The sequence below is a fragment of the uncultured Amaricoccus sp. genome (assembly GCF_937891315.1).
Classification (GTDB): Bacteria; Pseudomonadota; Alphaproteobacteria; order Rhodobacterales; family Rhodobacteraceae; genus Amaricoccus.
Window position 1 is genome coordinate 48,087 of the sequence record NZ_CALAGI010000156.1, and the last position, 24,694, is coordinate 72,780.

General features: G+C 67.9%; 24 protein-coding genes. 16 read left to right on the top strand and 8 right to left on the bottom strand.

All coding sequences use genetic code 11. From position 1 onward, the window contains the following. Positions 1 to 9 precede the first annotated feature (9 nt). From metA to Q0480_RS15570, 7 genes are all read left to right on the top strand, one after another. Entirely contained in the window at positions 10 to 930 is a 921-nt protein-coding gene (metA, locus tag Q0480_RS15540; protein WP_299134282.1) for a homoserine O-succinyltransferase, read from the top strand. An 82-nt stretch (positions 931 to 1,012) separates the two neighbouring features. Further along, positions 1,013 to 1,891, top strand: a complete 879-nt coding sequence (gene ppk2, locus Q0480_RS15545; RefSeq protein WP_299134283.1) for a polyphosphate kinase 2 — start codon at positions 1,013 to 1,015, stop codon at positions 1,889 to 1,891. A gap of 68 nt (positions 1,892 to 1,959) precedes the next feature. Next, the gene (locus tag Q0480_RS15550; RefSeq protein WP_299134284.1) at positions 1,960 to 2,433 is read left to right on the top strand and encodes an RDD family protein; all 474 of its coding nucleotides are present in this window, start codon (positions 1,960 to 1,962) and stop codon (positions 2,431 to 2,433) included. 189 nt (positions 2,434 to 2,622) lie between these two features. Next, positions 2,623 to 3,444 (top strand): arginyltransferase, encoded by an 822-nt coding sequence (locus tag Q0480_RS15555; RefSeq protein WP_299134285.1) that lies wholly within the window; start codon positions 2,623 to 2,625, stop codon positions 3,442 to 3,444. 292 nt (positions 3,445 to 3,736) lie between these two features. Beyond that, the gene (locus tag Q0480_RS15560) at positions 3,737 to 4,843 is read left to right on the top strand and encodes an acyltransferase (protein ID WP_299134287.1); all 1,107 of its coding nucleotides are present in this window, start codon (positions 3,737 to 3,739) and stop codon (positions 4,841 to 4,843) included. A gap of 142 nt (positions 4,844 to 4,985) precedes the next feature. Continuing rightward, complete coding sequence (locus Q0480_RS15565; protein ID WP_299134288.1) at positions 4,986 to 5,228, top strand: hypothetical protein; 243 nt, start codon at positions 4,986 to 4,988, stop codon at positions 5,226 to 5,228. A 154-nt stretch (positions 5,229 to 5,382) separates the two neighbouring features. Next, positions 5,383 to 6,027: a response regulator transcription factor gene (locus tag Q0480_RS15570; protein WP_299134289.1), complete on the top strand. Its 645-nt coding sequence runs from the start codon at positions 5,383 to 5,385 to the stop codon at positions 6,025 to 6,027. Between the two features lie 12 nt (positions 6,028 to 6,039). On the opposite strand, the gene Q0480_RS15575 is transcribed toward Q0480_RS15570, so the two are convergent. From Q0480_RS15575 to ppa, 3 genes are all read right to left on the bottom strand, one after another. Beyond that, on the bottom strand, positions 6,040 to 9,519 hold the full coding sequence (locus tag Q0480_RS15575; RefSeq protein WP_299134290.1) for a NahK/ErcS family hybrid sensor histidine kinase/response regulator: 3,480 nt from the start codon (positions 9,517 to 9,519) through the stop codon (positions 6,040 to 6,042). A gap of 126 nt (positions 9,520 to 9,645) precedes the next feature. Continuing rightward, positions 9,646 to 10,824 carry an outer membrane protein transport protein gene (locus tag Q0480_RS15580; RefSeq protein ID WP_299134291.1) on the bottom strand — a complete coding sequence of 393 codons (1,179 nt, stop codon included), beginning with the start codon at positions 10,822 to 10,824 and terminating at the stop codon, positions 9,646 to 9,648. A gap of 171 nt (positions 10,825 to 10,995) precedes the next feature. Further along, complete coding sequence (gene ppa / locus Q0480_RS15585) at positions 10,996 to 11,541, bottom strand: inorganic diphosphatase (RefSeq protein ID WP_299134292.1); 546 nt, start codon at positions 11,539 to 11,541, stop codon at positions 10,996 to 10,998. 277 nt (positions 11,542 to 11,818) lie between these two features. On the opposite strand from ppa, the gene Q0480_RS15590 reads away from it, so the two are divergent. Then, positions 11,819 to 12,313 (top strand): hypothetical protein, encoded by a 495-nt coding sequence (locus Q0480_RS15590; protein ID WP_299134293.1) that lies wholly within the window; start codon positions 11,819 to 11,821, stop codon positions 12,311 to 12,313. A gap of 67 nt (positions 12,314 to 12,380) precedes the next feature. Here the strand turns inward: Q0480_RS15590 and katG are convergent, their stop codons facing one another. Beyond that, positions 12,381 to 14,582, bottom strand: coding sequence for a catalase/peroxidase HPI (katG, locus tag Q0480_RS15595; RefSeq protein WP_299134294.1), 2,202 nt, complete (start codon positions 14,580 to 14,582; stop codon positions 12,381 to 12,383). Positions 14,583 to 14,861: 279 nt separating this feature from the next. Between katG and Q0480_RS15600 the strand changes: the two genes are divergently transcribed. Next, entirely contained in the window at positions 14,862 to 15,830 is a 969-nt protein-coding gene (locus tag Q0480_RS15600; RefSeq protein WP_299134295.1) for a hydrogen peroxide-inducible genes activator, read from the top strand. A 49-nt stretch (positions 15,831 to 15,879) separates the two neighbouring features. Then, positions 15,880 to 16,836 (top strand): lipoyl synthase, encoded by a 957-nt coding sequence (gene lipA, locus Q0480_RS15605; RefSeq protein ID WP_299134297.1) that lies wholly within the window; start codon positions 15,880 to 15,882, stop codon positions 16,834 to 16,836. 63 nt (positions 16,837 to 16,899) lie between these two features. Here the strand turns inward: lipA and Q0480_RS15610 are convergent, their stop codons facing one another. Then, positions 16,900 to 17,577, bottom strand: a complete 678-nt coding sequence (locus tag Q0480_RS15610; protein WP_299134298.1) for a sugar transferase — start codon at positions 17,575 to 17,577, stop codon at positions 16,900 to 16,902. Between the two features lie 777 nt (positions 17,578 to 18,354). Beyond that, positions 18,355 to 19,002, bottom strand: coding sequence for a PAS domain-containing protein (locus tag Q0480_RS15615; protein WP_299134299.1), 648 nt, complete (start codon positions 19,000 to 19,002; stop codon positions 18,355 to 18,357). 198 nt (positions 19,003 to 19,200) lie between these two features. Here Q0480_RS15615 and Q0480_RS15620 point away from each other — a divergent pair, with 198 nt between their 5' ends. The 3 genes from Q0480_RS15620 to Q0480_RS15630 are packed head-to-tail and all read left to right on the top strand — an operon-like array spanning position 19,201 to position 21,287. Further along, a complete protein-coding gene (locus tag Q0480_RS15620; protein WP_299134301.1) occupies positions 19,201 to 20,097 on the top strand; it encodes a YicC/YloC family endoribonuclease in 897 nt (298 codons plus the stop codon). 15 nt (positions 20,098 to 20,112) lie between these two features. Next, entirely contained in the window at positions 20,113 to 20,763 is a 651-nt protein-coding gene (gene gmk, locus Q0480_RS15625; protein WP_299134349.1) for a guanylate kinase, read from the top strand. Beyond that, positions 20,760 to 21,287 (top strand): gamma carbonic anhydrase family protein, encoded by a 528-nt coding sequence (locus Q0480_RS15630; RefSeq protein WP_299134302.1) that lies wholly within the window; start codon positions 20,760 to 20,762, stop codon positions 21,285 to 21,287. Before gmk ends, Q0480_RS15630 begins: the two co-directional genes overlap by 4 nt. 324 nt (positions 21,288 to 21,611) lie before the next feature. Here Q0480_RS15630 and Q0480_RS15635 read toward each other — a convergent pair whose 3' ends face one another. Next, the gene (locus Q0480_RS15635) at positions 21,612 to 22,244 is read right to left on the bottom strand and encodes a histidine phosphotransferase family protein (RefSeq protein WP_299134303.1); all 633 of its coding nucleotides are present in this window, start codon (positions 22,242 to 22,244) and stop codon (positions 21,612 to 21,614) included. Between the two features lie 30 nt (positions 22,245 to 22,274). On the opposite strand from Q0480_RS15635, the gene Q0480_RS15640 reads away from it, so the two are divergent. From Q0480_RS15640 to Q0480_RS15650, 3 genes are all read left to right on the top strand, one after another. Beyond that, complete coding sequence (locus tag Q0480_RS15640) at positions 22,275 to 22,457, top strand: DUF3553 domain-containing protein (RefSeq protein WP_299134304.1); 183 nt, start codon at positions 22,275 to 22,277, stop codon at positions 22,455 to 22,457. A 163-nt stretch (positions 22,458 to 22,620) separates the two neighbouring features. Continuing rightward, positions 22,621 to 23,406, top strand: coding sequence for a GNAT family N-acyltransferase (locus Q0480_RS15645; RefSeq protein ID WP_299134305.1), 786 nt, complete (start codon positions 22,621 to 22,623; stop codon positions 23,404 to 23,406). A 4-nt stretch (positions 23,407 to 23,410) separates the two neighbouring features. After that, positions 23,411 to 24,253, top strand: coding sequence for a 1-acyl-sn-glycerol-3-phosphate acyltransferase (locus Q0480_RS15650; protein ID WP_299134307.1), 843 nt, complete (start codon positions 23,411 to 23,413; stop codon positions 24,251 to 24,253). Between the two features lie 12 nt (positions 24,254 to 24,265). Here the strand turns inward: Q0480_RS15650 and Q0480_RS15655 are convergent, their stop codons facing one another. Continuing rightward, positions 24,266 to 24,661: a hypothetical protein gene (locus Q0480_RS15655; protein WP_299134308.1), complete on the bottom strand. Its 396-nt coding sequence runs from the start codon at positions 24,659 to 24,661 to the stop codon at positions 24,266 to 24,268. Between the last annotated feature and the right edge of the window lie 33 nt (positions 24,662 to 24,694).

A 24,694-nucleotide genomic window follows, 5' to 3' on the forward strand; every position in this document is an offset into this window, starting at 1 on the left:
GCCTCGCCTATGCCGATCAAGATCCCCGCGAGCCTGCCCGCCTACGATGTCCTGCGCCGCGAGGGCGTCATGGTCATGTCCGAGGAACTGGCGGCGCGGCAGGACATCCGCCCGCTGCGCATCGGCCTCGTCAATCTCATGCCGAAGAAGGTGCAGACCGAAACCCAGTTCGCCCGGCTGATCGGCGCCACGCCGCTGCAGATCGATCTCACGCTGATCCGCATGTCCGAACACCAGTCGAAGAACACCTCGCCCGCCCATCTCGAGGCCTTCTACCAGCCGTTCCGGGAAGCGCGGGCCTCGAAGTTCGACGGGCTGCTCATCACCGGCGCGCCGATCGAGCATCTCGATTTCGAGGCGGTGTCCTATTGGGACGAACTGCGCGAGCTTTTCGACTGGACCCAGACCAACGTCCATCACACGATCGGCGTCTGTTGGGGCGGCATGGCCATGCTGCACCATTTCCATGGCGTGCCAAAGCACATGCTGCCCGCCAAGGCCTTCGGCTGCTACCGCCACGCGCGGACCCCCGGCACCGCCTCGCGCTTCGTCCAGGGCTTTTCCGACCGCTTCCTCGTGCCGGTCAGCCGCTGGACCGAGGTGCGGTCCGAGGATGTCGACCTGCATCCCGATCTCGAGATCCTGATCTCGTCCGACGAGGTCGGCCCCTGCCTGATCGAGGACGCCGGCCACCGCGCGCTCTACATGTTCAACCATCTCGAATACGACTCCGTCACGCTGAAGGAGGAGTACGACCGCGACATTCTCGCCGGGGGCGCGATCGTGCCCCCGGTGGATTATTTTCCCGAGGGCGATCCGAACCTGCCGCCGGAGAATCTGTGGCGCAGCCACGGCCAGCTGCTCTACGGCAACTGGATCAACCAGATCTACCAGACCGCGCCGTTCGAGATCGAGGCGATCGGCACCTGACGCCGCCCGAAGGCCGTCCAGCCTGCGCCGGCGTTGTCCTGCCCACCCGCGCCCGGCATAGTGCGGGAAACGGGAGGATGGCATGGCCAAATCGGAGTTCAAGAAGCCCTTCGACGGAGCGATCAGCCGCTTCGCCGAGAAGGACGCGCCGAAGGCGGTGCGCGAGGCGCTGAAGGGCGCGAACAAGGGCGCGATCCTCGATCCGCGCTATCCCTATGCCACCCGGCTCGACGAAGACGACTACGAGAAGGAGGCCGAGGCCTGCCAGCTCGAGCTGGTCAAGGCGCAGCGCTGGATGCGGGCCGAGGGCAAGCGGATCGTCGCCGTCTTCGAGGGCCGCGACGCCGCCGGCAAGGGCGGCATGATCAAGGCGATCACCGAGAATCTCAATCCCCGCAACGCCCGCGTCGTCGCCCTGCCGGCGCCGTCCGACACCGAACGCGGTCAGTGGTATTTCCAGCGCTACGTCACGCATCTGCCGACCAGCGGAGAAATGGTGCTGTTCGACCGGTCCTGGTACAACCGCGCCGTGGTCGAGAAGGTGTTCGGCTGGTGTACCAAGGCCGAGCGCGAGCGCTTCTTCCTCCAGTTGCCGGAGTTCGAGGACATGCTGGTCCGCGACGGCGTCATCCTCGTGAAGATCTGGATCGCGATCGGCCGCGCCGAGCAGTTGCGCCAGTTCCTGCAGCGCGAATCCGATCCGCTGAAGCAATGGAAGCTGAGCCAGACCGACGTCGATGGCCTGACCCGCTGGGACGACTATACCGCCGCGATCGAGGAAACCATGCAGCGCGCCCATGCGACGCTGACGCCCTGGACCGTGGTCTGGGGCGAGGACAAGCGCCGGGCGCGGATCGCGGGCATGCGCGCCCTGCTCGGACGGCTCGACTATCCGGACAGGAAGGTGCCGGCGCCCGATCCCCGGATCTGCGGCGGCCCGGAAATCCTCCGTCGAGACTGACTCCGCGATCTTGCACGGGGCGGCGAACCTTCCCATCTGTCGGGCTGGAACCGAAACGAGGACCGCCGATGCAGGCCTATGGATACGCAGGATCCCTTGCCGGATTGCCCGATCCCGAGATGGATCGCCAGTTCTACGAGGGCGTGCCGGCGCGGAGGCTCGCCGCCTGGATGATCGACCTGCTCATCACCCTGCTGGTCGGCGTTCCAGCCGCGGTGATGTTCGGGCTGATGACGCTCGGCTTCGGCTTCGCGCTCTTTCCGTTCCTGGTCGCGACCGTCGGCTTCGTCTACCGCGTCGCGACCATCGCCGGCGGCTCGGCGACCTGGGGCATGCGCGCCATGGGGATCGAGCTGCGCCGCGCCGATGGGTCGCGCTTCGATTTCGCGACCGCGATCATGCATACCGCGCTCTATACCATCTCTTTCGGGGTGGTGGTGCTGCAGATCGTCAGCTGCGTCTCGATGGTGGCGAGCCGCTATGGTCAGGGCCTGCCCGACGTGATCCTTCGCACCACCGCGATCAATCGCCCCGCCGATTGAGCGCCGCCGCGCGCGGTCGGGTCCGGGGCTTGATCGCCCTGCCTCGGCCGCTCGCGCGCCTTCGGGGCGGCCGCCGGGGGAGGGGGAGGTATCGTTCGCCGGCGCATTCACCGCGTGGCGAGAATCCTGTTGCCCGGTGGCGACACCTGTTGTTAGCTTTCCTCTCGGAGGAAGCCATCGGGGCCGGGAATGCGCCACAGTCTGCCGCAGTCGCACCAGTTCTATGTCACGGCGCCGCAGCCCTGTCCGTACCTTGCCGGACGTGTTGAACGCAAGCTGTTCACCGCGCTGCAGGGGGAAGGCGCCTCGCATCTGAACGACGTGCTGTCGCATCAGGGCTTCCGCCGTTCGCAGAACGTGCTCTACCGGCCGTCCTGCGCCGGCTGCTCGGCCTGCCTCTCGGCGCGGATCGTGGTCGCGGGGTTCGAGGCGGCACGCGGCCAGCGCCGGATCCTGCGCCGGAACGAGGGGCTGGAGCGGGTGGTGACGAGCCCCTGGGCGACCGAGCCGCAATATTCCCTCTTCCGCCGCTATCTCGACGCGCGCCACGCCACCGGCGGCATGGCCGACATGGACATGCACGAATTCTCGGCGATGATCGAGGAAACGCCGGTGCGCAGCCGGGTCATCGAATATTACAGGCCGCGCGCCGGGGGGCGGGGGCGCGATCTGGTCGCGGTCTGCCTGACCGACCTGCTGACCGACGGCGTCTCGATGGTCTATTCCTTCTTCGATCCGGAACTAGCGCGCGACAGCCTCGGCAGCTTCATCATCCTCGACCACATCGCGCTCGCCCGCGAATCCGGCCTGCCTTTCGTCTATCTCGGCTATTGGGTGCCGGGCAGCGGCAAGATGGACTACAAGTCGCGGTTCAAGCCGCTGGAGGTTTTCTCCGAGGGCCGCTGGAGCCTGCTGACCGAAACCGACCTGTCGCAGATTTCGCGCCGTCACGGGGATCGCGCGGCGATCGTCGATCAGGTCGCCGCGATCGAGCTGCCCGCGACGAAATAGCTCCGGCGCGTCCCGGACGCTCGAACCGGCCCTTGCCAAATCCTGGATCGGCCCCGGCGGAAGATACCGCTTTGCCTCCCGCGCGTCGGACAGCGGTCGCGCGGGGCGGGAATTCGTCCATCCCAGCACTCCGCCACGCGCGGCCCGTGCCAGACTTAACCAATCCTGAACGGCTTCGTCGCAACTGTCGTTTCGAGGATGCAGGACGATTCCATTGGTTGCCTCGGCGCGCCGGGGGCGGGTCGATCCGCTGAGCTTGGGTGAGCCGGGAACGAAGGCGGATGTGGGACGGATGATCGCGCGCGGCTCCGCCGAATCCCAGACCATCGGCATCTGCCGCGTGTTGTGCATCTTCTTCATGATGAACGTGCATATCGACCCCGGCCCGGTCGAGAGTTCGATCGTGCATGGCGGCGCCTTCTCCTGGGTCGGCGCGGTCTGGATCGATTTCCTCGGCCGGACCAGCGTCGCGGCGCTCAGCCTGATCAGCGGCTATCTCCTCGTGCGCAACGGCGCGGCGCATGGGTTCCCGGATTTCGCGCGGCGGCGGTTCGTGGCGCTGATCCTGCCGATGCTGACCTGGAACCTGCTCTATTGCTTCGCGGTGGTTCTGGTCGCGGCGATCGAGGGCAAGCCGGTGCCGCGGGAATTCACCTCGACACTGTCCGCCGTCTCGTCGCTGACCGGGCTGGCCGGGCCGACGGAAAACCTTTCCCTCTTTTTCCTGCGCGACATCTTCGTTGCCAGCCTCGTCGCATACGGGATCCAGCCGCTGCTGCGCCGGTTTCCGCTGCCGGTGCTCGGGCTCGTCGCCCTGCTCGCGGTGTTCGAGCTGACGGAGCCGGTCATCTTCCGGCCCTCGATCCTGCTCTTTGTCTGTCTCGGCGTCGTGGCGGCGCAACGGGTGGATAGTCTTTCAGAACTCGTCCTGCCGCGGCGCCTCGTTCCCTGCCTTCTCGCCGTTGGCGTCGCGCTGTTCCTCTGCCACGTGACGGGACTCGGCGCGCGCGGCTGCGGCGTCGCGATCGAGGATATCCTGCGCCGCCTGCTGCTGTCGGCGGGGGTGATCACGCTCGCAACGCAACTCGCCGGAACCTGGGCGGGCGCGCGGATCGTGCCATTCGAGGAGCGGATCTTCGAAACCTATCTGATGCACGCGGCCCTGTTTCACGCCGTCTGGGCGATCTGGCGCCGGACCATCGGCGGCGCGGCGGGTCCGAGCTACCTCGTCTTCTTCCTGTTCGCGCCGGTGGTGGCCGTCGTGGCGGGCCAGGCCGTCGGCGCGGTGACCGATCATCTCGCGCCGCCGCTGCGCATCGCTCTGCGCGGCCACGCCCGCCTTGCCACGCCGCCGCGAGCCGCGACGCGCGCGTCCGCCCCGGGAGTCCGGCGGCCCTGACTCCGACGCCCTGACCAAGGTCTGGGTTCGCCGGCCTCGGAGACCAAGGCACTTTCCTGCATTCAGGGGCCGGTGGTCCACCTCGGCTCCCGATGCCCTCGCGGGAGATTCCGCGCGCCGGATGACCGCCGGAGAACCCAAGGTGATCTTCGCCCCATCCCTCGGGACGGTGTTCGAATGGGTCGACATCCATGTTCGCGGCTGGCTCGGCGCCGTCATCGCGGCGCGGGTCTTCTCCGGCTTCGATCCAACGACCATCGTGGTGGCGACGAACAGCATCCATTCGGGCCTCCGCTATCCCGTCGTGGTCGCCGCCGACATATTCGTGATCGGCATGCGCTTTGTCCGCGAGACCAGGGGCATCAGTATCCACGCCGACGACTGATCCCTGATCCCGGCGCGGGCCTGTTCGCCCGCGCCCCAACCCGGACCGCCATGCGCCAGACGACCTTTCGCGAAACCGCCCTGTCCGCGACGCCCTTGCCATGATCCGCCAAGGCTTCGATACTGCCGGCGCCAGGAAATTGTTCGGGTTCGACATGCCGCAGCGGATCGTGATCGCCGACGACCATCCGCTGATGCGCTTGGCCCTGCGTCAGGCCGTGGTCCAGGCCTTCGCTGGCGTCGAGGTTCGCGAGGCCGCCCGGTTCGAGCAGTTGCGCGTCGTGCTCGACGAGGGTTGGTCCCCCGACGTGGTGCTGCTCGACCTGCATATGCCCGGAATGTCGGGCTTCATCGGTCTGATGATGCTGCGCTCGGAACATTCGGCGGTGCCGGTGATCGTCGTCTCCGCCGCCGAGGACGCGGCCACCATCCAGCGCTCCATCGACTACGGCGCCTCCGGCTTCGTGCCGAAATCGGCGCCGGTCGGACAGGTGGCCGAGGCGATCCGCGCGGTTCTGGACGGCGGCGTCTGGCTCCCGGAGACCACCGCCGCCGAGGACGACGCCGCCGCCGCGATGGCCGCCCGGGCGGTGAACCTGACGCCGCAGCAACTGCGCGTGTTGCTCGGCATGGCCGAGGGCAAGCTCAACAAGCAGATCGCCTACGAGATGTCGATCGCCGAGCAGACGGTCAAGGATCATGTGACGGTGATCCTGCGCAAGCTCGGCGCCTCCAACCGTACCCAGGCGATCCTTGTGGCGAGCCAGCTCGCCCTGAAGCCGCCGCCAGCGCCGATCTGAAGCGACGCGCGCCTATTCCGCCGCTTGTCCCGCCCGTTCCGACAGCATCCGCGTCAGCAGCGCGCGCAGTGCCCCGGGTCGCACCGGTTTGCGCAGGAGCCGATAACCCGCCGCCTCGGTTGCCTCGCGCAGATCGGCGGCGCGGTCCGCGGTAATCAGCGCCGCCGGCGTGTCCGCCCCGAAGCGGGCGCGCAGGATCGCGAGCGCCTCGAGCCCGGTGCGCCCGTGATCAAGGTGATAGTCGCTGAGGATCACATCCGGCGCGCGCCCGCCGAGCCTTGCCAGCCCTTCCTTGGCGGTCGCGCCGCAGACGACCTCGCAGGACCAGCCGGCGAGCAACTCGCTCATCGCCCCGGCGATGGTCGCGTCGTTTTCGATGAAGAGCACCAGAGCCCCGTCGAAGGCGCCGTCGAACCGTCGCGCCCGGTCGACCGGCGCGCGCGGCGCCACCGGCCGCGCCGCCAGCGGCACCGATACTGAAAAGCAGCTGCCCCGGCTCGGCCGCGAGCGCACTGCCACCTCGTGACCGAGCAACCCCGCCAACCGCTCGACGATGGCGAGCCCGAGTCCGAGCCCCTGTCCCCGGTCGCTCGTCGCGGTGTCAAGTCTCTGGAATTCAAGGAATATCTCGTGGATCTTGTCCTCCGGGATGCCAGGCCCGCTGTCCCAGACCTCGATGATCAGCCGCCCGGCCCGGCGCCGGCAGCCGATCAGCACCCGCCCGTCGCGGGTATAGCGCACCGCGTTGCCGAGGAAATTCTGCAGGATTCGCCGCAGCATCGCCGGATCGCTGCGCACCGAGGCCGATGAGGCGACGCTGCGAAAGCCGAGCCCGTGCTGACCGGCCAGCGCCGAGAATTCCTCGCCGAGCGGCCGCAGCAGGTCGGAGACGCGGAAATCGGCGATCTCGGGCGTGGTCACGCCGCCGTCGAGTTTCGAGACTTCGAGGAGCTCGCCCAGCAGATGCCCGACCGAGCGCAGCGACGCGTCGATCTGGGCGATGGCCGGGTCGCTGACCCGTTCGGCCAGCGCCGAAAGGAAGAGATGCGCGGCCTGCAGCGGCTGAAGCAGGTCGTGGCCGGCGGCGGCGAGAAACCGGGTCTTGCCGCGGTTCGCCTGTTCCGCCTCGGCCTTGGCATCGGACAGCGCATGGGTGCGCTCGGCGATGCGCTGCTCAAGTGACTCGTTCGCCTCGCGCAGTTCGGAGGCGGCCCGGTAGCGGTCGCTGACATCGGTATAGACCGCGACGAATCCGCCGCTCGGCAGCGGATTGGTGGCGACCTCGAGCATGGTTCCGTCCGGCCGGCCCCGCTCGAAGACGTCCGGCTGACCGCGATGGGTCGGATCGATCTGGCGCGACAGCAGCGACTCGAACTCGCCCTCCGGCCCGTATTCCTGCCGAGCCTCGTTGAAGCGGACGATCTCGTCGAGCCGGGTACCGACCCGCATCATGTCCGGCGGCAGATCGATGAGCTCCAGGAACCGGCGATTCCAGAGGGCCACGCGCATATCTTCGTCGAAGGCGCAAATCCCCTGCCGCACGTTCTGCAAGGTGTCGCGCAGCAGCTCGTGCCGGCTCAGGATCGCGCGCGATGCTTCGTCGAGCAGGCCGCGCGCGTCGGATTTCGAGAAGCGTCGGTCCGACGACAGGCTCGCCACCACCACTCGCGCCGAGGCCGAGCCGATCGCCCCGGCCAGCAGCCGCTCGGTTATCCGCGCCGCCTCGGGGTCCGACCGGGCGAGCAGCAGGTCCTCGACGCCGGCCAGCGGCCCGTGCCGGGCCAGCGCCAGCGCGTTGAACGTCTCGTCCGCCCGGACGCGGCCGACGAAGCGCGTGGCGAGTTCGTGGAGATCGGCGAGCGAGGCGGCCCGGCCGGTTCCCTCGCGCTCGGCCCGGGCCGGCAGCGCGGCCACGAACCGCTCCGCCTGCAGCCGCTCCTCGCGCCCCGGCCGCGTCAGCAGCGAAACGAGGAAAAACAGAACCATGTTCGGCCCAAGGCTCCAGAGCATGCCGCTCAGCTGCGGATCGAGCCGCCAGCCGCCGAAGGCGCGCGGGTTCAGCGCGGCGATGCCGAGCGGGCCGTCGATCGCCCAGGACGCCGGCAGCCAGCCGGCGGCGATGAAGGCCGGTACCGCCACGGCGCAGGTCCAGCCAAGAAAGCCCGCGCCGATGCCGGCGAAGGCGCCGGCGAGCGTCGCCCCCCGCCAGAACATGCCACCGAGCAACGCTGGCGCGAACTGCGCCACCGCGGCGAAGGACATCAACCCGATCTGCGCCAGCGGAAAGGCCGGGCCAATCGCGAGGTAGCAGAGATAGGCGAGCGCGATGATCCCGACCACCGCGAGGCGCCGGGCGAGCAGCACGACGGCGGCGGGATTGGCCTCCCACCGCCGCCGCGCGGCCGGGAACACGGCCAGCGACGGAATGATGACATCGTTGCAGAGCATGGTGCCGAGCGCCAGCGTCGAGACGATGATCATCCCGGTCGCCGCCGAGAGCCCGCCGATGAAGGCGATGAGCGCGAGCCAGGGCAGGTCCATGGCGAGCGGGATGGCGACCAGAAAACTGTCCGGCTGGGTCTCGCCGCCGGGAAACAGCAGCAGCCCGACGATCGCCACCGGCATGACGAACAGATTGATCGCGACAAGATAGGCCGGAAATGCCCAGGCGGCGACGCGCACATCGTCGAGATGCACATTCTCCACCACGGCGACGTGAAACTGGCGCGGCAGGCAGAGGAAGGCGAGCGCCGAGAGCAGGCAGGTGCCCCACCAGACCGGATCACTCGCGTCGAGGGCGATGACCGGCGCGATCCGCGGATCAGCCAGCGCCGTGGTGATCTCTCCCGGCCCGCCGAGCGCGAGGAAGGCTATCACGCCACCCACCAGCACCGCGGCGACCAGTTTCACCACCGATTCCGTGGCGATGGCGAGCATCAGGCCGGAATGATGCTCGTTGGCATTCACGCTGCGCACGCCGAAGAGCACGGCGAAGGCGGCCATCGCCACCGCGGCGAGCAGCGTGGTGCCTCCCGGCAGCCCGCCGCCGCCCGACCCGGTCAGGGCCTCGAAACTGATGGTGATCGCCTTCAGCTGCAGCGCGAAATAGGGCATCAGCCCGACCATCGCCGTCAGGGTGACGAGCGCGGCGAGCGACCGGCTCTTGCCGTAGCGGGCGGAGATGAAATCGGCGATCGAGGCCACGTTCTCGGCGCGCGCCACCCGCGCCATGCGCTGGATGAGCCGCCAGCCGAGACCCATGACCAGGATCGGCCCGACATAGATGGCGAAATAGTCGAAGCCGTCGGCGCTGGCCGCGCCCACGGCGCCATAGAGCGTCCAGGAACTGCAATAGACCGCGATGCTGAGCGCGTAGGTGGCAGGCGCCCGCGCCGGCGCGGCGGCCTTGGCCCGTCGGTCGCCGATCCAGGCGATGGCAAAGAGCGCCACCAGATAGGCGAGCGACAACGCCAGCACGGCCCAGTCTCGCATCCGCCCTCCCCCGACGCCGATTTCCGCGCTTTTTCTTGCCTCCGATCCTGCGCGGCCAACCCGCCCCTGTCCAGCGCAACGCGACAAAATCCGCGCCTCACGCCGCGGGGCCGCTCGCGGGAGCCGTCAGAAGCTGTAGCCAACCCTGAGGCCCGCGCCCCAGACCGAGCCGTCGTTGAAGTCGGTGGCCAGCAGGTTGGTGGTGTCGCCGAGCCGGCCATAGGTGACGCCGCCGGTGAGATTGACCTTGCCGCGGTCGTAGCTGAGCGCCGCCGTGGCGAGCGTTCGGCCGTCATACGGCCCGAGGGTGGTCATCACGCCGCCGACGTCGGGCTCGTAGGTGACCGAGAGCGAGCCGGCCAGGGTCTCGGTGAACTGGTGCCCCATGCCGAGCGAATAGGTCCACCAGTCGTCGGCATATTCCACCAGCGGTCGCGGAGCGCCGGTGATCGCCTGGGTCAGCGCGGCGTAGACCGGCGGCTCGATCGCGAATTCCGACCAGTCGACCCAGCGGATCGAGCCGAAGATCAGCGTGCCCGGCGCCACGCCGGTCTGGAAATCGAGGCTGACCGATTGCGGCGTATCGACGTCCGTCTGGGTGTTCTGGGTATCGGTCGTCCCGCCCGCCGTCGTGGATTCGGCGGTGTCGAGTTCGTAGCTGATCCTGGAAAAGTAGGTGAGTGCGACGCGCAGCGCGACATCGGGCCGTTCGTAGGCCGCGCCGGCGAGAAAGCCGAAGCCCCATTTGGCGTCCGCGTCGACATCGTAGCCCTGGAAGAGCGGGATGCCGGCCGAGGCCTTCAGCCGCTGGCCGCGCACCCCGCCGAAGAGCTTGACGTCCGGCCGGACGTCATAGGCCAGCACCGCGCTGATCTGGTAGGTGGCAAGGTCGGCGTAGCTGCCCTGATAGCTGAAGCCGGCCGGCGGCACGCCACCGGGGAAGCTGCCGGCGCCATAGTCGGTATTGGCCGCGAGCGGCTGATCGAGCAGGATCGCATAGGACAATCGGTCGTTGATATCGGCCTTCCAGGCGCCGCTGACCTGCCAGCTCGACTCGAAGATGTCGCCGGTATTGCCGGGATAGGTGAGCGGGATGCCGATGGCGGCCAGGTTCGCGCCGTCGCCGCTTTGCGACGGGTCGGTATAGGTGACGCCGAGTTCGGCGTAGCTGCCCTCCTGATAGAGCAGGCGGATGGTGTTCGGCACCACCTGTTCCAGCGCCGCGCCTTGCGCCAGGCCGGCGACGAGGCAGAGCACCGACGTCGTTCCGAAAAGCGGGGCAAAAGCGCGCGCGCGATCGGCCATGGTCTGTCCTCTCCCCAAAGTCATTGCTGTCGCAATCCTATTGCGATCAAGCATTGGCATTGGGGGACATGCGTCAAGCGCGACGCCGCGCCACGCGAGCATGGCGATCAGAACGCCGCGCACCCGTGGCAGGAATGCCGCGGGTGCGCGCGGGTCCGGTCGCGCCGGAGACTATTTCTTCGGAGCCTTCATCGCGTCCAGCGAGGCGCGCAGGATGGTCTCGGCCTCGGCCTTGTCGCCCCAGCCGATGACCTTCACCCATTTGCCTTCCTCGAGATCCTTGTAGTGTTCGAAGAAATGCTTGATTCGGTCGCGGGTCTTCTGCGGTACGTCGGTCAGTTCCTTGATATGCGCCTGGAACGGATCGACCTTGGCCAGCGGCACGGCGATCAGCTTGTCGTCCATGCCGCCGTCGTCTTCCATCTTGAGCACGCCGACCGGGCGGCATTTGATGACGACGCCGGGCTGCAGCGGAAAGTCGCAGACCACCAGAACGTCGGTCGGATCGCCGTCGGCATGCAGCGTGTTCGGCACGAAGCCGTAGTTGCAGGGATAGAACATCGGCGTATTGACCACGCGATCGACGAAGACCGCGCCCGACGCCTTGTCGAGCTCGTATTTCACCGGCGCGCCGCCGGCCGCGCCGCCGGGGATCTCGATGACGACGTTGATGTCCTCGGGCGGGTTCTTTCCCGCGGGGATCTTGTCGATATTCATGGGCGTCTCCTCGTCGTTGCGTCGTCGAAACCTTGCGCTCGCCTAGCACGGCGGCGGGCCTGGCAAAAGGGGTCAGGTCGCAGCAGGGGCATACCGTGACGCTGATCGCGGATTGACGGGATCGGGCCCGATGATGACCGGCGCGCCGACGGGTAGCGGACGGGAGCTTTCGCTCAGGGTGCGAGCAACGCGGCCTTTCGCCGGTCTCCGCGAGCCGCCCGGCTGGCGGTACTGCCCGGTGCGAGCTATCCTCCGATCCTGACCAAAGGGGGAGTGGATGCGGAGACCTTGTTTTTTCGCCGCCGCCGGACTGCTGCTCGGGGCGGGTTCGGCCTCGGCGGACGCGTGCCAGACGGTGCTCGATGCCTATACCGCGCTGTCGAAGGCGCCGGCCTATCGGCAGACCATGTCCACGCCGGGCGAGGCGCCCATGGAGCTCGTCACGGTGGGCGACACGCTTTACATGAAGGAGGGAACGGGCTGGACCAAGCTGCCGCTGCGACCCGGCATGCGCGAGCAGATGATGGCGTCGATCGTGCCCGATGCCTCGGCCCTCAAGGACTGCTCGGAGCTCGGGAGCGAGACGCTGGGCGGGATCGGAACCACGATCTACAGCTACCAGCCGCCGCCGATGGACGGGGTCCCGGACACCGGGCCGCAGAAGGTGTGGATCGGCGAGGACGGTCTGCCGAGGCGGATGACAGTGGAGCAGGACGGTGGGACGCTCGAGGTTGTCATGTCGTTCGACGGGGTGACGGCGCCGATCCCTTGATCGCGCGCCGGGAACGGCGGCGGATCGCAGGGAGGCCGCCTGATGCCAGGCGGCCTCCCCGAGTCGCTCAGATGAGGTCGAATCGGTCGGCGTTCATCACCTTGGTCCAGGCCGCGACGAAATCCCTGGCGAATTTCGACTGGGCCTCGTCGGTCGCATAGACCTCGGCCAGCGCGCGCAGTTGCGAATGCGAGCCGAAGACGAGATCGACCCGGGTGCCGGTCCATTTCAGCTCGCCCGTCGCGCGGTCGCGGCCCTCGAACATCACGTCGTCCGGCGAGGTCGCCTTCCAGACCGTGCCCATGTCGAGCAGGTTCACGAAGAAGTCTGTGGTCAGCGCCTCGGGCCGATCGGTGAAGGCGCCGTTGTGCGACCCGCCGTGATTGACGCCGAGCACCCGCAGCCCGCCGAGCAGCGCGGTCAGCTCGGGCGCCGTCAGCGTCAGCAGTTGTGCCTTGTCGACGAGGAGTTGCTCGGCCGGCACCGAGAAATCCGCCTTCAGATAGTTGCGGAACCCGTCCGCCACCGGCTCCAGTACCGAGAAGGAGGCGGCGTCGGTCTGCTCGTCCGTCGCGTCGGTCCGTCCCGGCGTGAAGGGCGCTTCGATGTCGAGACCGGCGTTGCGCGCCGCCTGCTCGACGCCCGCCGAGCCGGCGAGCACGATCAGGTCGGCGAGCGAGACCTCCTTGCCGCCCGGTTGCGCCGCGTTGAACTCCGCGCGGATGCCCTCCAGCGTGTCGAGCACCACGGCGAGCTTGCCGGGTTCGTTCACCGGCCAATCCTTCTGCGGCGCCAGCCGGATCCGGGCGCCGTTGGCGCCGCCGCGCTTGTCCGAGCCGCGGAAGGTCGAGGCCGAGGCCCAGGCCGTCGAGACGAGCTGCGACACCGTGAGGCCCGAGGCGAGGACCTTCGCCTTCAGCGCCGCGATATCGGCGGCGTCGATCAGCGGATGGTCGACGAGCGGCACCGGATCCTGCCAGATCAGTTCCTCGGCCGGGACTTCCGGCCCGAGATAACGCGGGCGCGGACCCATGTCGCGGTGGGTCAGCTTGAACCAGGCGCGGGCGAAGGCGTCGGCGAAGGCGACCGGATCCTCGAAGAAGCGGCGCGAGATCTTTTCATAGGCCGGATCGGTCCGCAGCGCGATGTCCGAGGTCAGCATGGTCGGGGCGCGGCGCTTGTCCTTCTCGAACGGGTCGGGAATGGTGCCGGCGCCGGCGCCGTTCTTCGGGGTCCACTGGTGGGCGCCCGCCGGGCTCTTGGTCAGTTCCCATTCATAGCCGAACAGGTTCCAGAAGAAGTTGTTGGACCACCGGGTCGGCGTCGAGGTCCAGATCACCTCGAGCCCGCTGGTAATCGCGTCGCCGGCGGAGCCCGAACCGTAGCCCGAGGCCCAGCCGAGGCCCTGCGCGGCGAGATCCGCGGCCTCCGGCTCGCGACCGACCAGCGCCGCGTCGCCGGCGCCGTGAGTCTTGCCGAAGGTGTGGCCACCGGCGATCAGCGCGACGGTTTCCTCGTCATCCATCGCCATGCGGGCAAATGTCTCGCGGATGTCGCGGGCGGAGGCGAGCGGATCGGGGTTGCCGTTCGGTCCCTCGGGATTGACGTAGATCAGGCCCATCTGCACGGCCGCCAGCGGATTGTCGAGCTCGCGGTCGCCGGTATAGCGGGCATCGCCCAGCCAGACGTCCTCGCCGCCCCAGTAGACGTCCTCTTCCGGCTCCCAGACGTCGGCGCGGCCGCCGGCGAAGCCGAAGGTCTTGAAGCCCATCGATTCGAGCGCGACGTTGCCGGTCAGGATCAGGAGGTCGGCCCACGAGATCCTGTCGCCATACTTGCGCTTGATCGGCCAGAGCAGGCGGCGGGCCTTGTCGAGATTGGCATTGTCCGGCCAGCTGTTCAGTGGCGCGAACCGCTGCTGCCCGGCGCCGGCGCCGCCGCGCCCGTCGCTGATGCGGTAGGTGCCAGCGCTGTGCCAGGCCATGCGAATGAAGAGCGGGCCGTAGTGGCCGAAGTCCGCCGGCCACCAGGGCTGAGAGTCGGTCATCAACGCCGTGAGATCGGCCTTCAGCGCGGTGAGGTCGAGTTTCCTGAATTCAGCGGGGTAGTTGAAGTCCGGCCCCATCGGATCCGACAAGGCGGAATTCTGGTGCAGCACCCGCAGGTTGAGCTGATTTGGCCACCAGTCCCGGTTCGAGCGCGCCCCGAAGGTCGCCGCGCCATGAACCACCGGGCACTTGCCCGCCTTCTCGTCGACTATCGCGTCCATGTCCCCACTCCGTCCAATCGTCGGTTGCATTCCTCGACCCGGACGCGCGCCGCGCCGGGATACCCTGCGACGGTCACGACCCCGCGGCCGTCGCGTCCAACCTTAGGCCTGCCACGCGCACCGCGACCGGCGCGGTGGCCATGACGGGTGATCTTTCGACGGGTGATCTCTCGGGCATCGATCTTTCCCTTGGCGGTTGGCTTGGTACGAGCATCGGGATAATCCCAAGCTGGCATAAGGGGAAGTTGTATTTCCTTCTGGAAACCATAGGATTGGATTATGGACGTAACCCTGCGACAGCTCCGGTATCTGATCTCGCTGGCCGAGGAGGGCAATTTCGGCCGGGCGGCGGCGGCGGTGAATGTCAGCCAGCCGGCGCTCTCCGTCCAGATCCGCGAGCTGGAGACCACGCTCGGCACCCAGCTCTTCGAGCGGCGGGCGCGCGAGGTGGTGGTCACGCCCGCCGGACGGGACATCCTGTGGCACGCGCGGCGGGTGATGGACGAGATTCGCGAGCTGCAGCAGGCCGCCCGCTGGCAGCGCGGCCTCGGCGGCCGCTTGCGGCTCGGCATCATTCCGACGGTCGCGCCCTATCTGCTGCCGGCGGCGCTGCCGCTCCTGCGCGGTCGCGACCTTGGTCTCGACCTCGGTGTGCGCGAGGGCCGGACCCAGGCGCTGATCGAGGAACTGCGCGAGGGGGCGCTCGACGCGGTGGTCGTCGCACTGCCGGTCGAGGCGCCCGATCTGGTCGAGGCGCCGTTGTTCGAGGACCGCTTCCTGCTCGCGGGATCGGAGCGGCAGATCGCCGGTCTCGGGCCGGGGCTTCGGCCCGACGAGATGCGACCCGACCGCCTGCTCCTGCTCGAGGACGGCCATTGCCTGACCGATCAGGCGCTGGCCGCCTGCGCGCTCGGGCGCGACACGGCGCGGCTCGATCTGCGCGCCTCGAGTCTCTCGACGCTCTGCCGGCTGGTGGAGGAGGGGTTCGGTCTGACCTTCGTGCCGGAACTCGCGCTGCGCGTCGAGCGGTCGGCGGCCCCCGGCCTGTCGCTGGTCCGCTTCGACGCGCCGGAGCCGCGGAGGGTGATCGGCGTCGCCCGGCGGCGGTTGTCGGTGGACGACGGCTGGTTCACCGAGCTCGCCTCGGTTCTGGCCCAGGCGGGGCGGGAGGAGATCCGCCACGCCGAGGCGGCGATTCCGCCGCCGCCGCGCGAGATCGCCGCGGACAAGGCGGTTTCGCTCCGCTAGAGATTGCTTCTACTGGGCGCGGGGCCGAACGGGGCCGCGGGAGGGAACAATGGCGGACCGAGACCTCAGCGATCGCGCGCAGCGCCATCCGGAGAAGGCGCACCGACCCGACACGCCGATCCTGCGCAAGCCGGACTGGATCCGCGTCAAGGCGCCGACCTCCGAAGGCTATCGCAAGACGCGCGAGATCATGCGCGAGAACCGGCTCGTCACGGTCTGCGAGGAGGCCGGCTGTCCGAACGTCGGCGAATGCTGGAGCCAGGGCCACGCGACCATGATGATCATGGGCGACATCTGCACGCGGGGCTGCACCTTCTGCAACATCGCGACCGGCCGTCCGAACGCGCTCGACGTGTTCGAGCCGGCGCGCGTCGCCGTGGCCGTCGAGAAGCTCGGGTTGAACCATGTCGTCATCACCTCGGTCGACCGGGACGATCTCGAGGATGGCGGGGCCGAGCATATCGCCCAGACGATCCGCGCGGTGCGGCGCAAGAACCCCGAGACCACGATCGAGGTGCTGACTCCGGACTTCCTGAAATGCCCGCCCTCGGCGCTGGATGTGGTGGTGGCGGCGCGGCCGGACGTGTTCAACCACAATCTCGAAACCGTGCCCGGCCTCTATCCCGAGGTTCGTCCGGGCGCGCGTTACTTCCATTCGCTGCGCCTCCTGCAACGGGTGAAGGAACTCGATCCGACGCTGTTCACGAAATCCGGGATCATGGTCGGGCTCGGCGAGGATCGGCAGGCGGTGACACAGGTGATGGACGACATGCGGGCCGCGGATGTCGATTTCCTGACGATCGGCCAGTATCTGCAGCCGACGCCGAAGCATCACGCGGTCCGCCGCTTCGTGACGCCCGACGAATTCGCCGCCTACGAGAAAGCGGCCTTCGGCAAGGGCTTCCTCATGGTTTCGGCGACACCGCTGACCCGGTCCAGCTACCACGCCGGCAGCGATTTCGCGCGGTTGCGCGAGGCGCGTCTGGTCAAACTGGGGCGGATCTGAAAAGCCGGACCCGCGGAGCGCGCGCCCGGCTCGGTCCGGTTGCTCGGGACGACGCGTGTCCGCTCAGTAGGCGCCCCTGCCGCTCAGCATGGCGATCGGCGTGCGCGCCAGGATCAGCGCGTCGCGCCGCAGGCTGAGATTCCGGACATATTCGACATCCAGCGCGACACGCTCGCCATAACCGATGTCGTTGCGGCCACTGACCTGCCACGGGCCGGTCAGGCCGGGGCGGGCGGCGAGATACCAGCGCAGGTTCACATCATAGTGGGCAAGCTCGGAATGGATCACCGGCCGCGGGCCGACAAGGCTCATGTCGCCGCGCATCACATTGAAGATCTGGGGTAATTCATCGAGGCTGTAGCGACGTAGCAGGCGGCCGACCCGACCGAGCACGCGGGGATCGTCGCGCAGCTTGCCGGTCTCGGCCCATTCGGCGCGCGCATCGGGGCAGGATTCGAGCAGGTCGCGCAGCATCGCGTCCGCGTCGAGGACCATGGTGCGGAACTTCAGGCAGTCGAACGGCTGGCCGTTGCGCCCGACGCGGCGGTGGCGAAACAGAACCGCGCCTCCGGTCCGGCGCCAGACCAGCGCGGCGAAGACGAGGAGCGCCGGCCAGAGGGTCAGCAGCATCAGGGAAGCGACGAATATATCCAGACTGCGCTTCACTGCGAGACGGAGGCTGGCCAGCGGGGAGCGAAAGAGTTCGCCCGGAACAAAAGTATTCGCCGCTTCCATTCTCATCGTGACTCTCCCGTCGAACGAAACACTCTAAACCACCAGTTCTTCTGCGCGTATTTGATCCAGTTGATTCAATTGATTAACAAGATCATGCCGAAACGTATAAATGAAATCTCAAATTATCGGATTCGTGTCAATATGAGTAGAACCATATTTAAAGTTAATACAATTCTATCGCAAAGAGTGGTTAAAGATATGTGAAGTTAATTATTAAAATACCGGAAAATATGTTTGGTTGATTTGTGTGAGGCTCTGGTGAAATCGAAGGCATTGGCGGCGAGCCTCGCGAGCCTGGCGAATTCCGCGCGGGAGTGAGCGGCGGAAGATCGGTAACCGAAACGCGAAATTCCGTGGAACCATTCCAGGGCGACTGCGTTATATTGCAGGCGATACGCCTCTTTTCCTTGATTCGAGGCCTCCGGGTTCGCGCCGGTATCCCGTGAACCCCGAGACCTCGGTCGGGACATTGGGGAGATGCGTCTCGTCTCCAGGAAATTTGTCCGGTAGCGCTCGTGGGACGGCCTTCAAGGCTGACGGGATATTGTCTTGCGAGAAAGGCGCGTGGGGAACTGGCGAGAGAGCCACGATCCTTCCGTGGTTCGTCGAGGCGACCGCGAAGAACGCGGTCGGCGGGCCGGCCCATATCAGGAATTCGGGAGCGTCGACGACGCCGCGCCGGATGGCGCGCACGGCTGGTTCAAGCCGGACGATCAATTCGTCCTGAAACCGAGCCGACAAACCCGATAGAAAATGCGCCCACCTTGTCGCACCCGAGGCGCGCTATTTTCCGTCGATGACGCGAAGGTGGGGGGGGACGGAGCGGGTCTTGGAGGGGGCGTTCGGATTGCCCTCGATCGAGCGCAGCTTCGGCGCGGCCGACGGGCCGGCGAACGAGGTCTGTTCCTCGGCGAAACCCGGGAGCGCGCGCTTGGCATCGGCGGCCTGGCTGGGCTCGATCGGCGTTACCGACACGTCCTGAATGGTGAAGGCGAGCGGCGGCGCATAAAGCTCGCCCTCGCCGCTGGCGCAGCCGAGCACGCGGTTGATGTCGCCGAAGTCGCTGCGCAGCGGCATCAGCAGCATGGTGGCGTGATAGGTCCCGGCGCGGTTGCGCGCTTCGAGCCGCAGTTCGACCACCGCGGGCTCGTTCATTACCACGTTCAGCAGCCGGTCGAACCGCAGCCGGTCGTCCTCGTCGATGAGATAGCCCGGCTGCATGCCGCGCACCTCCATCCCCATCATCTCGCAAACCTTCATGCCGGCGAGACGGATGCGCATGTTGTCGGCGCTGACCTTTTCGAGGATGAACATGTTTTCCAGCGCCGCCTCGAACTGGCGCGGGTCGATCTCGGCCCGGTAGGGCGCGATCCGTCCGGCGCGCAGCCGCTCCCAGTAGGATTTCAGCGAGGAGAGCATGAGATCATTCATTTCGAAACTTGACCCGCGAGAAGCCGCCTGTTTACCTCGGGCCGCGAGGCGCGGGCGGCCATTTGGTAAATGATTTCTTCATAGGCTAGCGCAGGTTTTCCCCGGAGTCGTGGCTCTTGCGCTTCCTACGTTAATTTGCCGCAAATCCGGTGAAAAGTTAAGCGGAGATTCACCCTCCGGGAGAATTGAGGCACGATTATGACGCTTATTTCCATGACGGGCTTCGCCGACCTGACCGGAGGGGTCGGGGACGTGACCTGGGTCTGGGAGGCGCGCAGCGTCAACGGGCGCGGCCTCGACCTGCGGATCCGGCTGCCGGAGGGGTTCGAGACGGTGGATGCGGCCGTGCGCGCGGCGATGACCGGAACGCTCAGCCGGGGCTCCGTGACGATCGGATTGCGCCTGCTGCGCGGTGCGTCGACGGCCATCCCGCGGCTGAATGAAGCCGCGCTCGAAGCAGCGATCCAGGCGGCGGAGACGGCGAGCGATGTCGCGGCGCGGCTCGGCCTTGGGCTCGCGCCGATGTCCGCCGCCGATCTTCTGACCCTGCGCGGCGTGCTGGAGACCGAGTTGGTTTTGCCGTCGCAGAACGCGGAGGTGATCGCGACGCTGACCGCCGAGACGGTGGCGCTGGCCACGCGGCTGCGCGACGCGCGGGCGGGCGAGGGGGCGGCGCTGGGCCGGTTGATCGCCGCTCAGCTCGACCGGATCGCGGTGTTGGTGGAGGCGGCGCGGATCACGGCGGAGGCGCGGGCGGCGCGGAGCGGGACCCTGCTGCGCGCGCGGGTCGAGGCGGTACTCGCGGCGACCGCGGCGGTGGACGAGGCGCGTCTCGCGCAGGAACTGGCGCTGATCGCGGTCAAGGCCGATGTGACCGAGGAGCTCGACCGGCTGGAGGCGCATGTCGCGGCGGCGCGCCAGCTGATCGCGGGGGAGGGGCCGGTCGGCCGCAAGCTCGATTTTCTCACCCAGGAGTTCAATCGGGAGGCCAATACGCTTTGCTCCAAGGCCGGGGCGAGTGACCTGACCGCGATCGGGCTCGAAATGAAGGTGGTGATCGACCAGATGCGCGAGCAGGTGCAGAATGTGGAATAGGCCGTGACACTGGAAATGGCGGCCGAGCGGCGCCGCGGTCTGCTCATCATCCTTTCCTCGCCCTCCGGCGCCGGCAAGTCGACCCTGTCGCGGCGGCTGCTGGAGGCGGATTCCGAGGTAGGCTTTTCGATCTCGGCGACAACGCGGCCGCCGCGGCCGGGCGAGCAGGAGGGGCGGGACTACTTCTTCCGCAGCCGGCGCGAGTTCGAGGCGATGGCGGCGGCGGGCGAGCTGCTGGAGTACGCGGAGGTGTTCGGCAATCTCTATGGCACGCCGAGAGCGCCGGTCGAGGCGATGGTCTCGCGTGGCCGCGACGTGCTGTTCGACGTCGATTGGCAGGGCGGCCAGCAGATCCGCAATTCCAGCTTGCGCGACGCGGTGGTCTCGATCTTCATCCTGCCGCCCTCGATCGCCGAGCTCGAGAGCCGTCTGCGCGCGCGCGGGCAGGACAGCCCGGCGGTGGTGGCCGAGCGGATGGCGAAGTCGCGCGATGAGATCAGCCATTGGGCGGAGTATGACTATGTGCTGGTCAATGAGAACCTGGTGCGCTGCGAGGCCGAGCTCAGTGCTGTCATCCGGGCCGAGCGGCTGCGCCGCGACCGGCGACCGGAGCTGATGGGCACGGTCAATCAATTGAACCGCGAATTCGAGGAACGTCTGAAATGAGTCTCTATGCTCTGGATGGTGTGGCGCCGAGCGTGCCCGAGGACGGCGATTTCTGGGTTGCGCCCGGCGCGCGGGTGATGGGCAACGTGATCCTCGAACGCGGCGCCTCGGTCTGGTTCAACGCGGTGCTGCGTGGCGACAACGAACCGATCACGGTAGGCGAGGACAGCAATGTGCAGGACGGCTGCGTGCTGCATACCGACATCGGCTTTCCGCTGACCATCGGCGCGCGCTGCACCATCGGCCACACGGCGATCCTGCATGGCTGCGTGATCGGCGAGGGCAGCCTCGTCGGCATGGGCGCGACCGTGCTCAACGGCGCCGAGATCGGGCGGGGCGCGCTGATCGGCGCCGGCGCGCTGATCACCGAGGGCAAGCGGATCCCCGACGGCGCGCTGGTGATGGGGCGGCCGGGCAAGGTGGCGCGGATGCTGGAGCTCGACGAGATCGAAAATCTTCTGCGCTCCGCCGCCAGCTACCGCGCCAATATGCGGCGGTTCCGGGCGGGTCTCGCGGACGCGTGATCCGGGGCGCGCGCCCCGGACCGGAACAGGCGTCCGGTGACGGTCGTCCCGCTCCGTCTCCGGAGCCCGGGCGAAGGGCGCGAGGGGTTCGGATTTCGCCATGGCCGAACCGCAGGCCGCCCGCTGGCGGGGAGGGCGCGGCAGCGCGCCTGCCGGGGACTGACAGACCCCAACCAGCGCAATATCCAACCGGACGGAATCGTCTGGTGGTCAAGATATTGCGTTAAATCAAGAGTCTGGAGTGGACGAACCGGCTCTGCCGGACCGGACTCCGCTCTGGCGTACCCCGGAATCAGTCAGGGAAGGCCTGGGCTCGGCTGGCGTTCAGGCCAGGATCGGCGTCGGGGCGGTCATGCGCACCGTGACGTCCGTTTCGCCGAAATCGACCTCGATCCGGTGACCGCTCGCTTCCAGCCCCTGGCGGAGCAGGGCGAACTGGACGCCGCCGGAACCGAGATCGAGCACCGGCACGCCATGGGTCACATGCAGCCAGAGGTTGGAATGCGGCGCGACGCGGCAGCCCTCGACGGCCAGGCCGACGGCCTCGTCTTCGATCAGCACCCGCGCCGAGCCGCCCATCGGCAGGCTCTTCTCGAGGCAGAGGATGGCGAGATAGACCAGCCGCGCGGTGGTGCGCCGCATGCCGGCGCCCCGCGCATCCCAGGCGACGGTGAAGCGACCGTGGAACATGGCGTCGGTGATCTGGCGCGCCTCGTCGATCGACTGGCGGGCCTGGGCGTCCGCCGGGCCGAAGGCAAGGCGATAGAAGCGCAGTTTGGCAAGCGCCGTGGCGAGGCTGTCGGAGATGAGCTCAAGCTCGGCCGCGCCGCGCCCTTCGGTCATCTGGAGCAGCTCCATGCCATTGCCGATAGCACCCATCGGGCTTATCAGGTCATGACAGAGCCGGGCGGCAACGAGTGCGCTGAGATCGTGCGCGTCGATACGGGGCGCGCTCACGTCCGTCTCGCTCCGGACGCGGAGGCCGCGATGAACGAATTTCTCGAACCCGGCAACTTGGTGCGACATCCCGAACAGCCCGATTGGGGTCTGGGGCAGGTGCAATCGGTGATCGGCGACAAGATCACCGTCAATTTCGAGCATGCCGGCAAGGTGGTCATAAATGGTTCCCGGGTTCAGCTCTGGCCGGAGTTCGGCCGATCCTTGGAGTAAGAAAACACCCGAATATGTTAAGGCAAGGTAAATCCGCCGGCAAAGCCCCGCCTTCACCGCGCCCCGTCGGCGCCCCCGCGGCTCCGGCGTTTGCCTAACCGGCGCCCCGGCGCTACAGGGAAGGCGCCGGCGCCTCGGACGGCGCGGAGGCGCAAGGACCAGCATGAAGCTCGATACAAGCCGTTATCGCGTGAAGCTCGCCGAGACGGAGGTCGAGCGCGAGGGCGCGCAGCGGCTGCGCTACCGCGTCTTCGTCGAGGAGATGGGCGCGCTGGCCGATCCCGAGGAGAAGGCGGCGCGGCGGGAATGGGACGCCTTCGATCCCTATTTCGACCATCTGATCCTGCTCGACCTCGATCGGTCGATCGTCGATCCGCTCGATCGCGTGGTCGGGGTCTACCGGCTGATGCGCGACGCGGCGGCGCTGGCGGGTCAGGGCTTCTATGGCGCGTCGGAATACGATCTGACGCCGATCCTCGCCTGCGGCCGCCCGAGCGTCGAACTCGGCCGGTCCTGCGTCGCGCCGAAACATCGCGGCGGTCCGGCGATGCATCTTCTGTGGAACGGACTCGCCGAATATGTGCTGACCCGGCGGATCGAGATCCTGTTCGGCGTGGCGAGCTTTCCCGGTACCGACCCCGAACCGCTGGCCGAGGCGCTGAGCTATCTGCACCATTTCCACCTGGCGCCACCCGACCTGCGCGTCCGGGCGCGGCCGGAGCATTTCCTCGCCATGGACCGGATGCCGGCGACGGCGATCGAGGAAGCTCGGGCGGCGGGCATGGTTCCGCCGCTGATCAAGGCCTATCTGCGGCTCGGCGGCTTCGTCGGCGAGGGCGCCTATCTCGATCGGGACTTCAATACCATCGATGTGTGCGTGGTGATGGACACCGCGCGGATGACCGAGCGCTATCTGAAGTTCTACCAGCGCGGCCGCGAGGCGGTATGAAAAGGTGAGCATCGGCTGGAACGAGGTAGAGACTCCGGCCCCGCCGAGGCTCCGGTCAGGAGACTGGGTCTGGGTCGCCTGGCGCGCTCCGCTGGCGCTGCTGGCGACGCTGGGGCTCTTCGGGCTGTTTCTGATCCTGAAGGGCGTCGATCGGCTGGCGCGGCTGGCACTCGCCGATCCGCCGGCGCTCGCCCCCCGGATCATCCAGGCCTGGGCGACGGTCGTGCTTTTCCTCCTGGGGCTCAGGTTTCAACCGGTCGGCGCGCCGATGGAGCACCCCGGCGCGCTGGTGGCGAACCATGCGAGCTGGCTCGATATCGTGACCTTGCAGCGGTCGACGCGCGGGTTCTTCGTTTCCAAGGCGGAGGTTGCAGGCTGGCCGGTGATCGGCTTCATCGGGCGGGCGATCGGCACGGTCTTCATCGAGCGCCGCGCCACCGAGGCCAGGCGCCAGAACGCCGTGATCCGGGACCGACTGCTCGGAGGCGACCGGCTCTGCCTGTTCCCCGAGGGCACCAGCACGGATGGCCGGCGCGTGCTGCCCTTCAAATCGTCGCTGTTCGAAGCCTTCTTCGAACCGGAATTGCGGAACCTCGTCTGGGTTCAGCCGGTCAGCATCGCCTACCGGCCGCGCGCGGGCCTGCCGAAGGCCTTCTACGGCTGGTGGGGCGACATGGATTTCGGCGCGCATCTCGTCACGGTGATGGCGCGGTCGCGCGGCGGCGTGGTCGAGGCGACCTTCCATCCGCCGCTGCGCGTCGCCGATTTCGCCGATCGCAAGGCGCTGGCGGCGGCGGCGGGCTCGGCCGTCGCGGACGGGTTCGCACGGCTGATCGCCGATAGCTGAGGAGGGCGCGCCTCAGCGGGCGTTGGCGCGCTGGCGCAGGAGGTCCGTCTCGATCGAGAGCACGAGGCGGTTGAGCACGGGCGGCTCGTCGGCGCGGATCTCGCCTTCCTCGCCGTCCGACAGCATGCGCCAGATGGCGAGTTTGGCGAGCACGCCGTCGATCTCGTCCGCGCGGATGCCGATCGCCCGCTCGACGATCAGTTCCCGCAGCCGCAGCAACGTCTCGATCTCGGCGCCGTTGGCCTCGGCGAGATCCCAACTCGGCTCAAGCTCCACCGCCTTCTCGCCGAGCAGTCCTTCGATCAGGAGCAGGTAGCCGATCAGCGCATCGAGACTGCCCGGCAGCGCCGACGGGCCGTCGGACAGCGCGCGCACAAAGCTGCCATCGAGAAGTCCGCCGTCATTCATCCGTCATCTCCCAGGTCCGTCGGGCGGGGTAGG

Excerpts from the sequence above, each read along its gene's own strand:
- Q0480_RS15550 (WP_299134284.1), top strand. The coding sequence starts at position 1,960 with ATGCAGGCCTATGGATACGCAGGATCCCTTGCCGGATTGCCCGATCCC.
- Q0480_RS15655 (WP_299134308.1), bottom strand. The coding sequence starts at position 24,661 with ATGAATGACGGCGGACTTCTCGATGGCAGCTTTGTGCGCGCGCTGTCC.
- Q0480_RS15640 (WP_299134304.1), top strand. The coding sequence starts at position 22,275 with ATGAACGAATTTCTCGAACCCGGCAACTTGGTGCGACATCCCGAACAG.
- Q0480_RS15560 (WP_299134287.1), top strand. The coding sequence starts at position 3,737 with ATGATCGCGCGCGGCTCCGCCGAATCCCAGACCATCGGCATCTGCCGC.
- Q0480_RS15555 (WP_299134285.1), top strand. The coding sequence starts at position 2,623 with ATGCGCCACAGTCTGCCGCAGTCGCACCAGTTCTATGTCACGGCGCCG.
- Q0480_RS15590 (WP_299134293.1), top strand. The coding sequence starts at position 11,819 with ATGCGGAGACCTTGTTTTTTCGCCGCCGCCGGACTGCTGCTCGGGGCG.
- Q0480_RS15580 (WP_299134291.1), bottom strand. The coding sequence starts at position 10,824 with ATGGCCGATCGCGCGCGCGCTTTTGCCCCGCTTTTCGGAACGACGTCG.
- katG (WP_299134294.1), bottom strand. The coding sequence starts at position 14,582 with ATGGACGCGATAGTCGACGAGAAGGCGGGCAAGTGCCCGGTGGTTCAT.
- Q0480_RS15615 (WP_299134299.1), bottom strand. The coding sequence starts at position 19,002 with ATGAATGATCTCATGCTCTCCTCGCTGAAATCCTACTGGGAGCGGCTG.
- Q0480_RS15575 (WP_299134290.1), bottom strand. The coding sequence starts at position 9,519 with ATGCGAGACTGGGCCGTGCTGGCGTTGTCGCTCGCCTATCTGGTGGCG.
- metA (WP_299134282.1), top strand. The coding sequence starts at position 10 with ATGCCGATCAAGATCCCCGCGAGCCTGCCCGCCTACGATGTCCTGCGC.
- Q0480_RS15645 (WP_299134305.1), top strand. The coding sequence starts at position 22,621 with ATGAAGCTCGATACAAGCCGTTATCGCGTGAAGCTCGCCGAGACGGAG.
- lipA (WP_299134297.1), top strand. The coding sequence starts at position 15,880 with ATGGCGGACCGAGACCTCAGCGATCGCGCGCAGCGCCATCCGGAGAAG.
- ppa (WP_299134292.1), bottom strand. The coding sequence starts at position 11,541 with ATGAATATCGACAAGATCCCCGCGGGAAAGAACCCGCCCGAGGACATC.
- Q0480_RS15600 (WP_299134295.1), top strand. The coding sequence starts at position 14,862 with ATGGACGTAACCCTGCGACAGCTCCGGTATCTGATCTCGCTGGCCGAG.
- Q0480_RS15570 (WP_299134289.1), top strand. The coding sequence starts at position 5,383 with ATGCCGCAGCGGATCGTGATCGCCGACGACCATCCGCTGATGCGCTTG.
- Q0480_RS15630 (WP_299134302.1), top strand. The coding sequence starts at position 20,760 with ATGAGTCTCTATGCTCTGGATGGTGTGGCGCCGAGCGTGCCCGAGGAC.
- ppk2 (WP_299134283.1), top strand. The coding sequence starts at position 1,013 with ATGGCCAAATCGGAGTTCAAGAAGCCCTTCGACGGAGCGATCAGCCGC.
- Q0480_RS15610 (WP_299134298.1), bottom strand. The coding sequence starts at position 17,577 with ATGAGAATGGAAGCGGCGAATACTTTTGTTCCGGGCGAACTCTTTCGC.
- gmk (WP_299134349.1), top strand. The coding sequence starts at position 20,113 with ATGGCGGCCGAGCGGCGCCGCGGTCTGCTCATCATCCTTTCCTCGCCC.
- Q0480_RS15620 (WP_299134301.1), top strand. The coding sequence starts at position 19,201 with ATGACGCTTATTTCCATGACGGGCTTCGCCGACCTGACCGGAGGGGTC.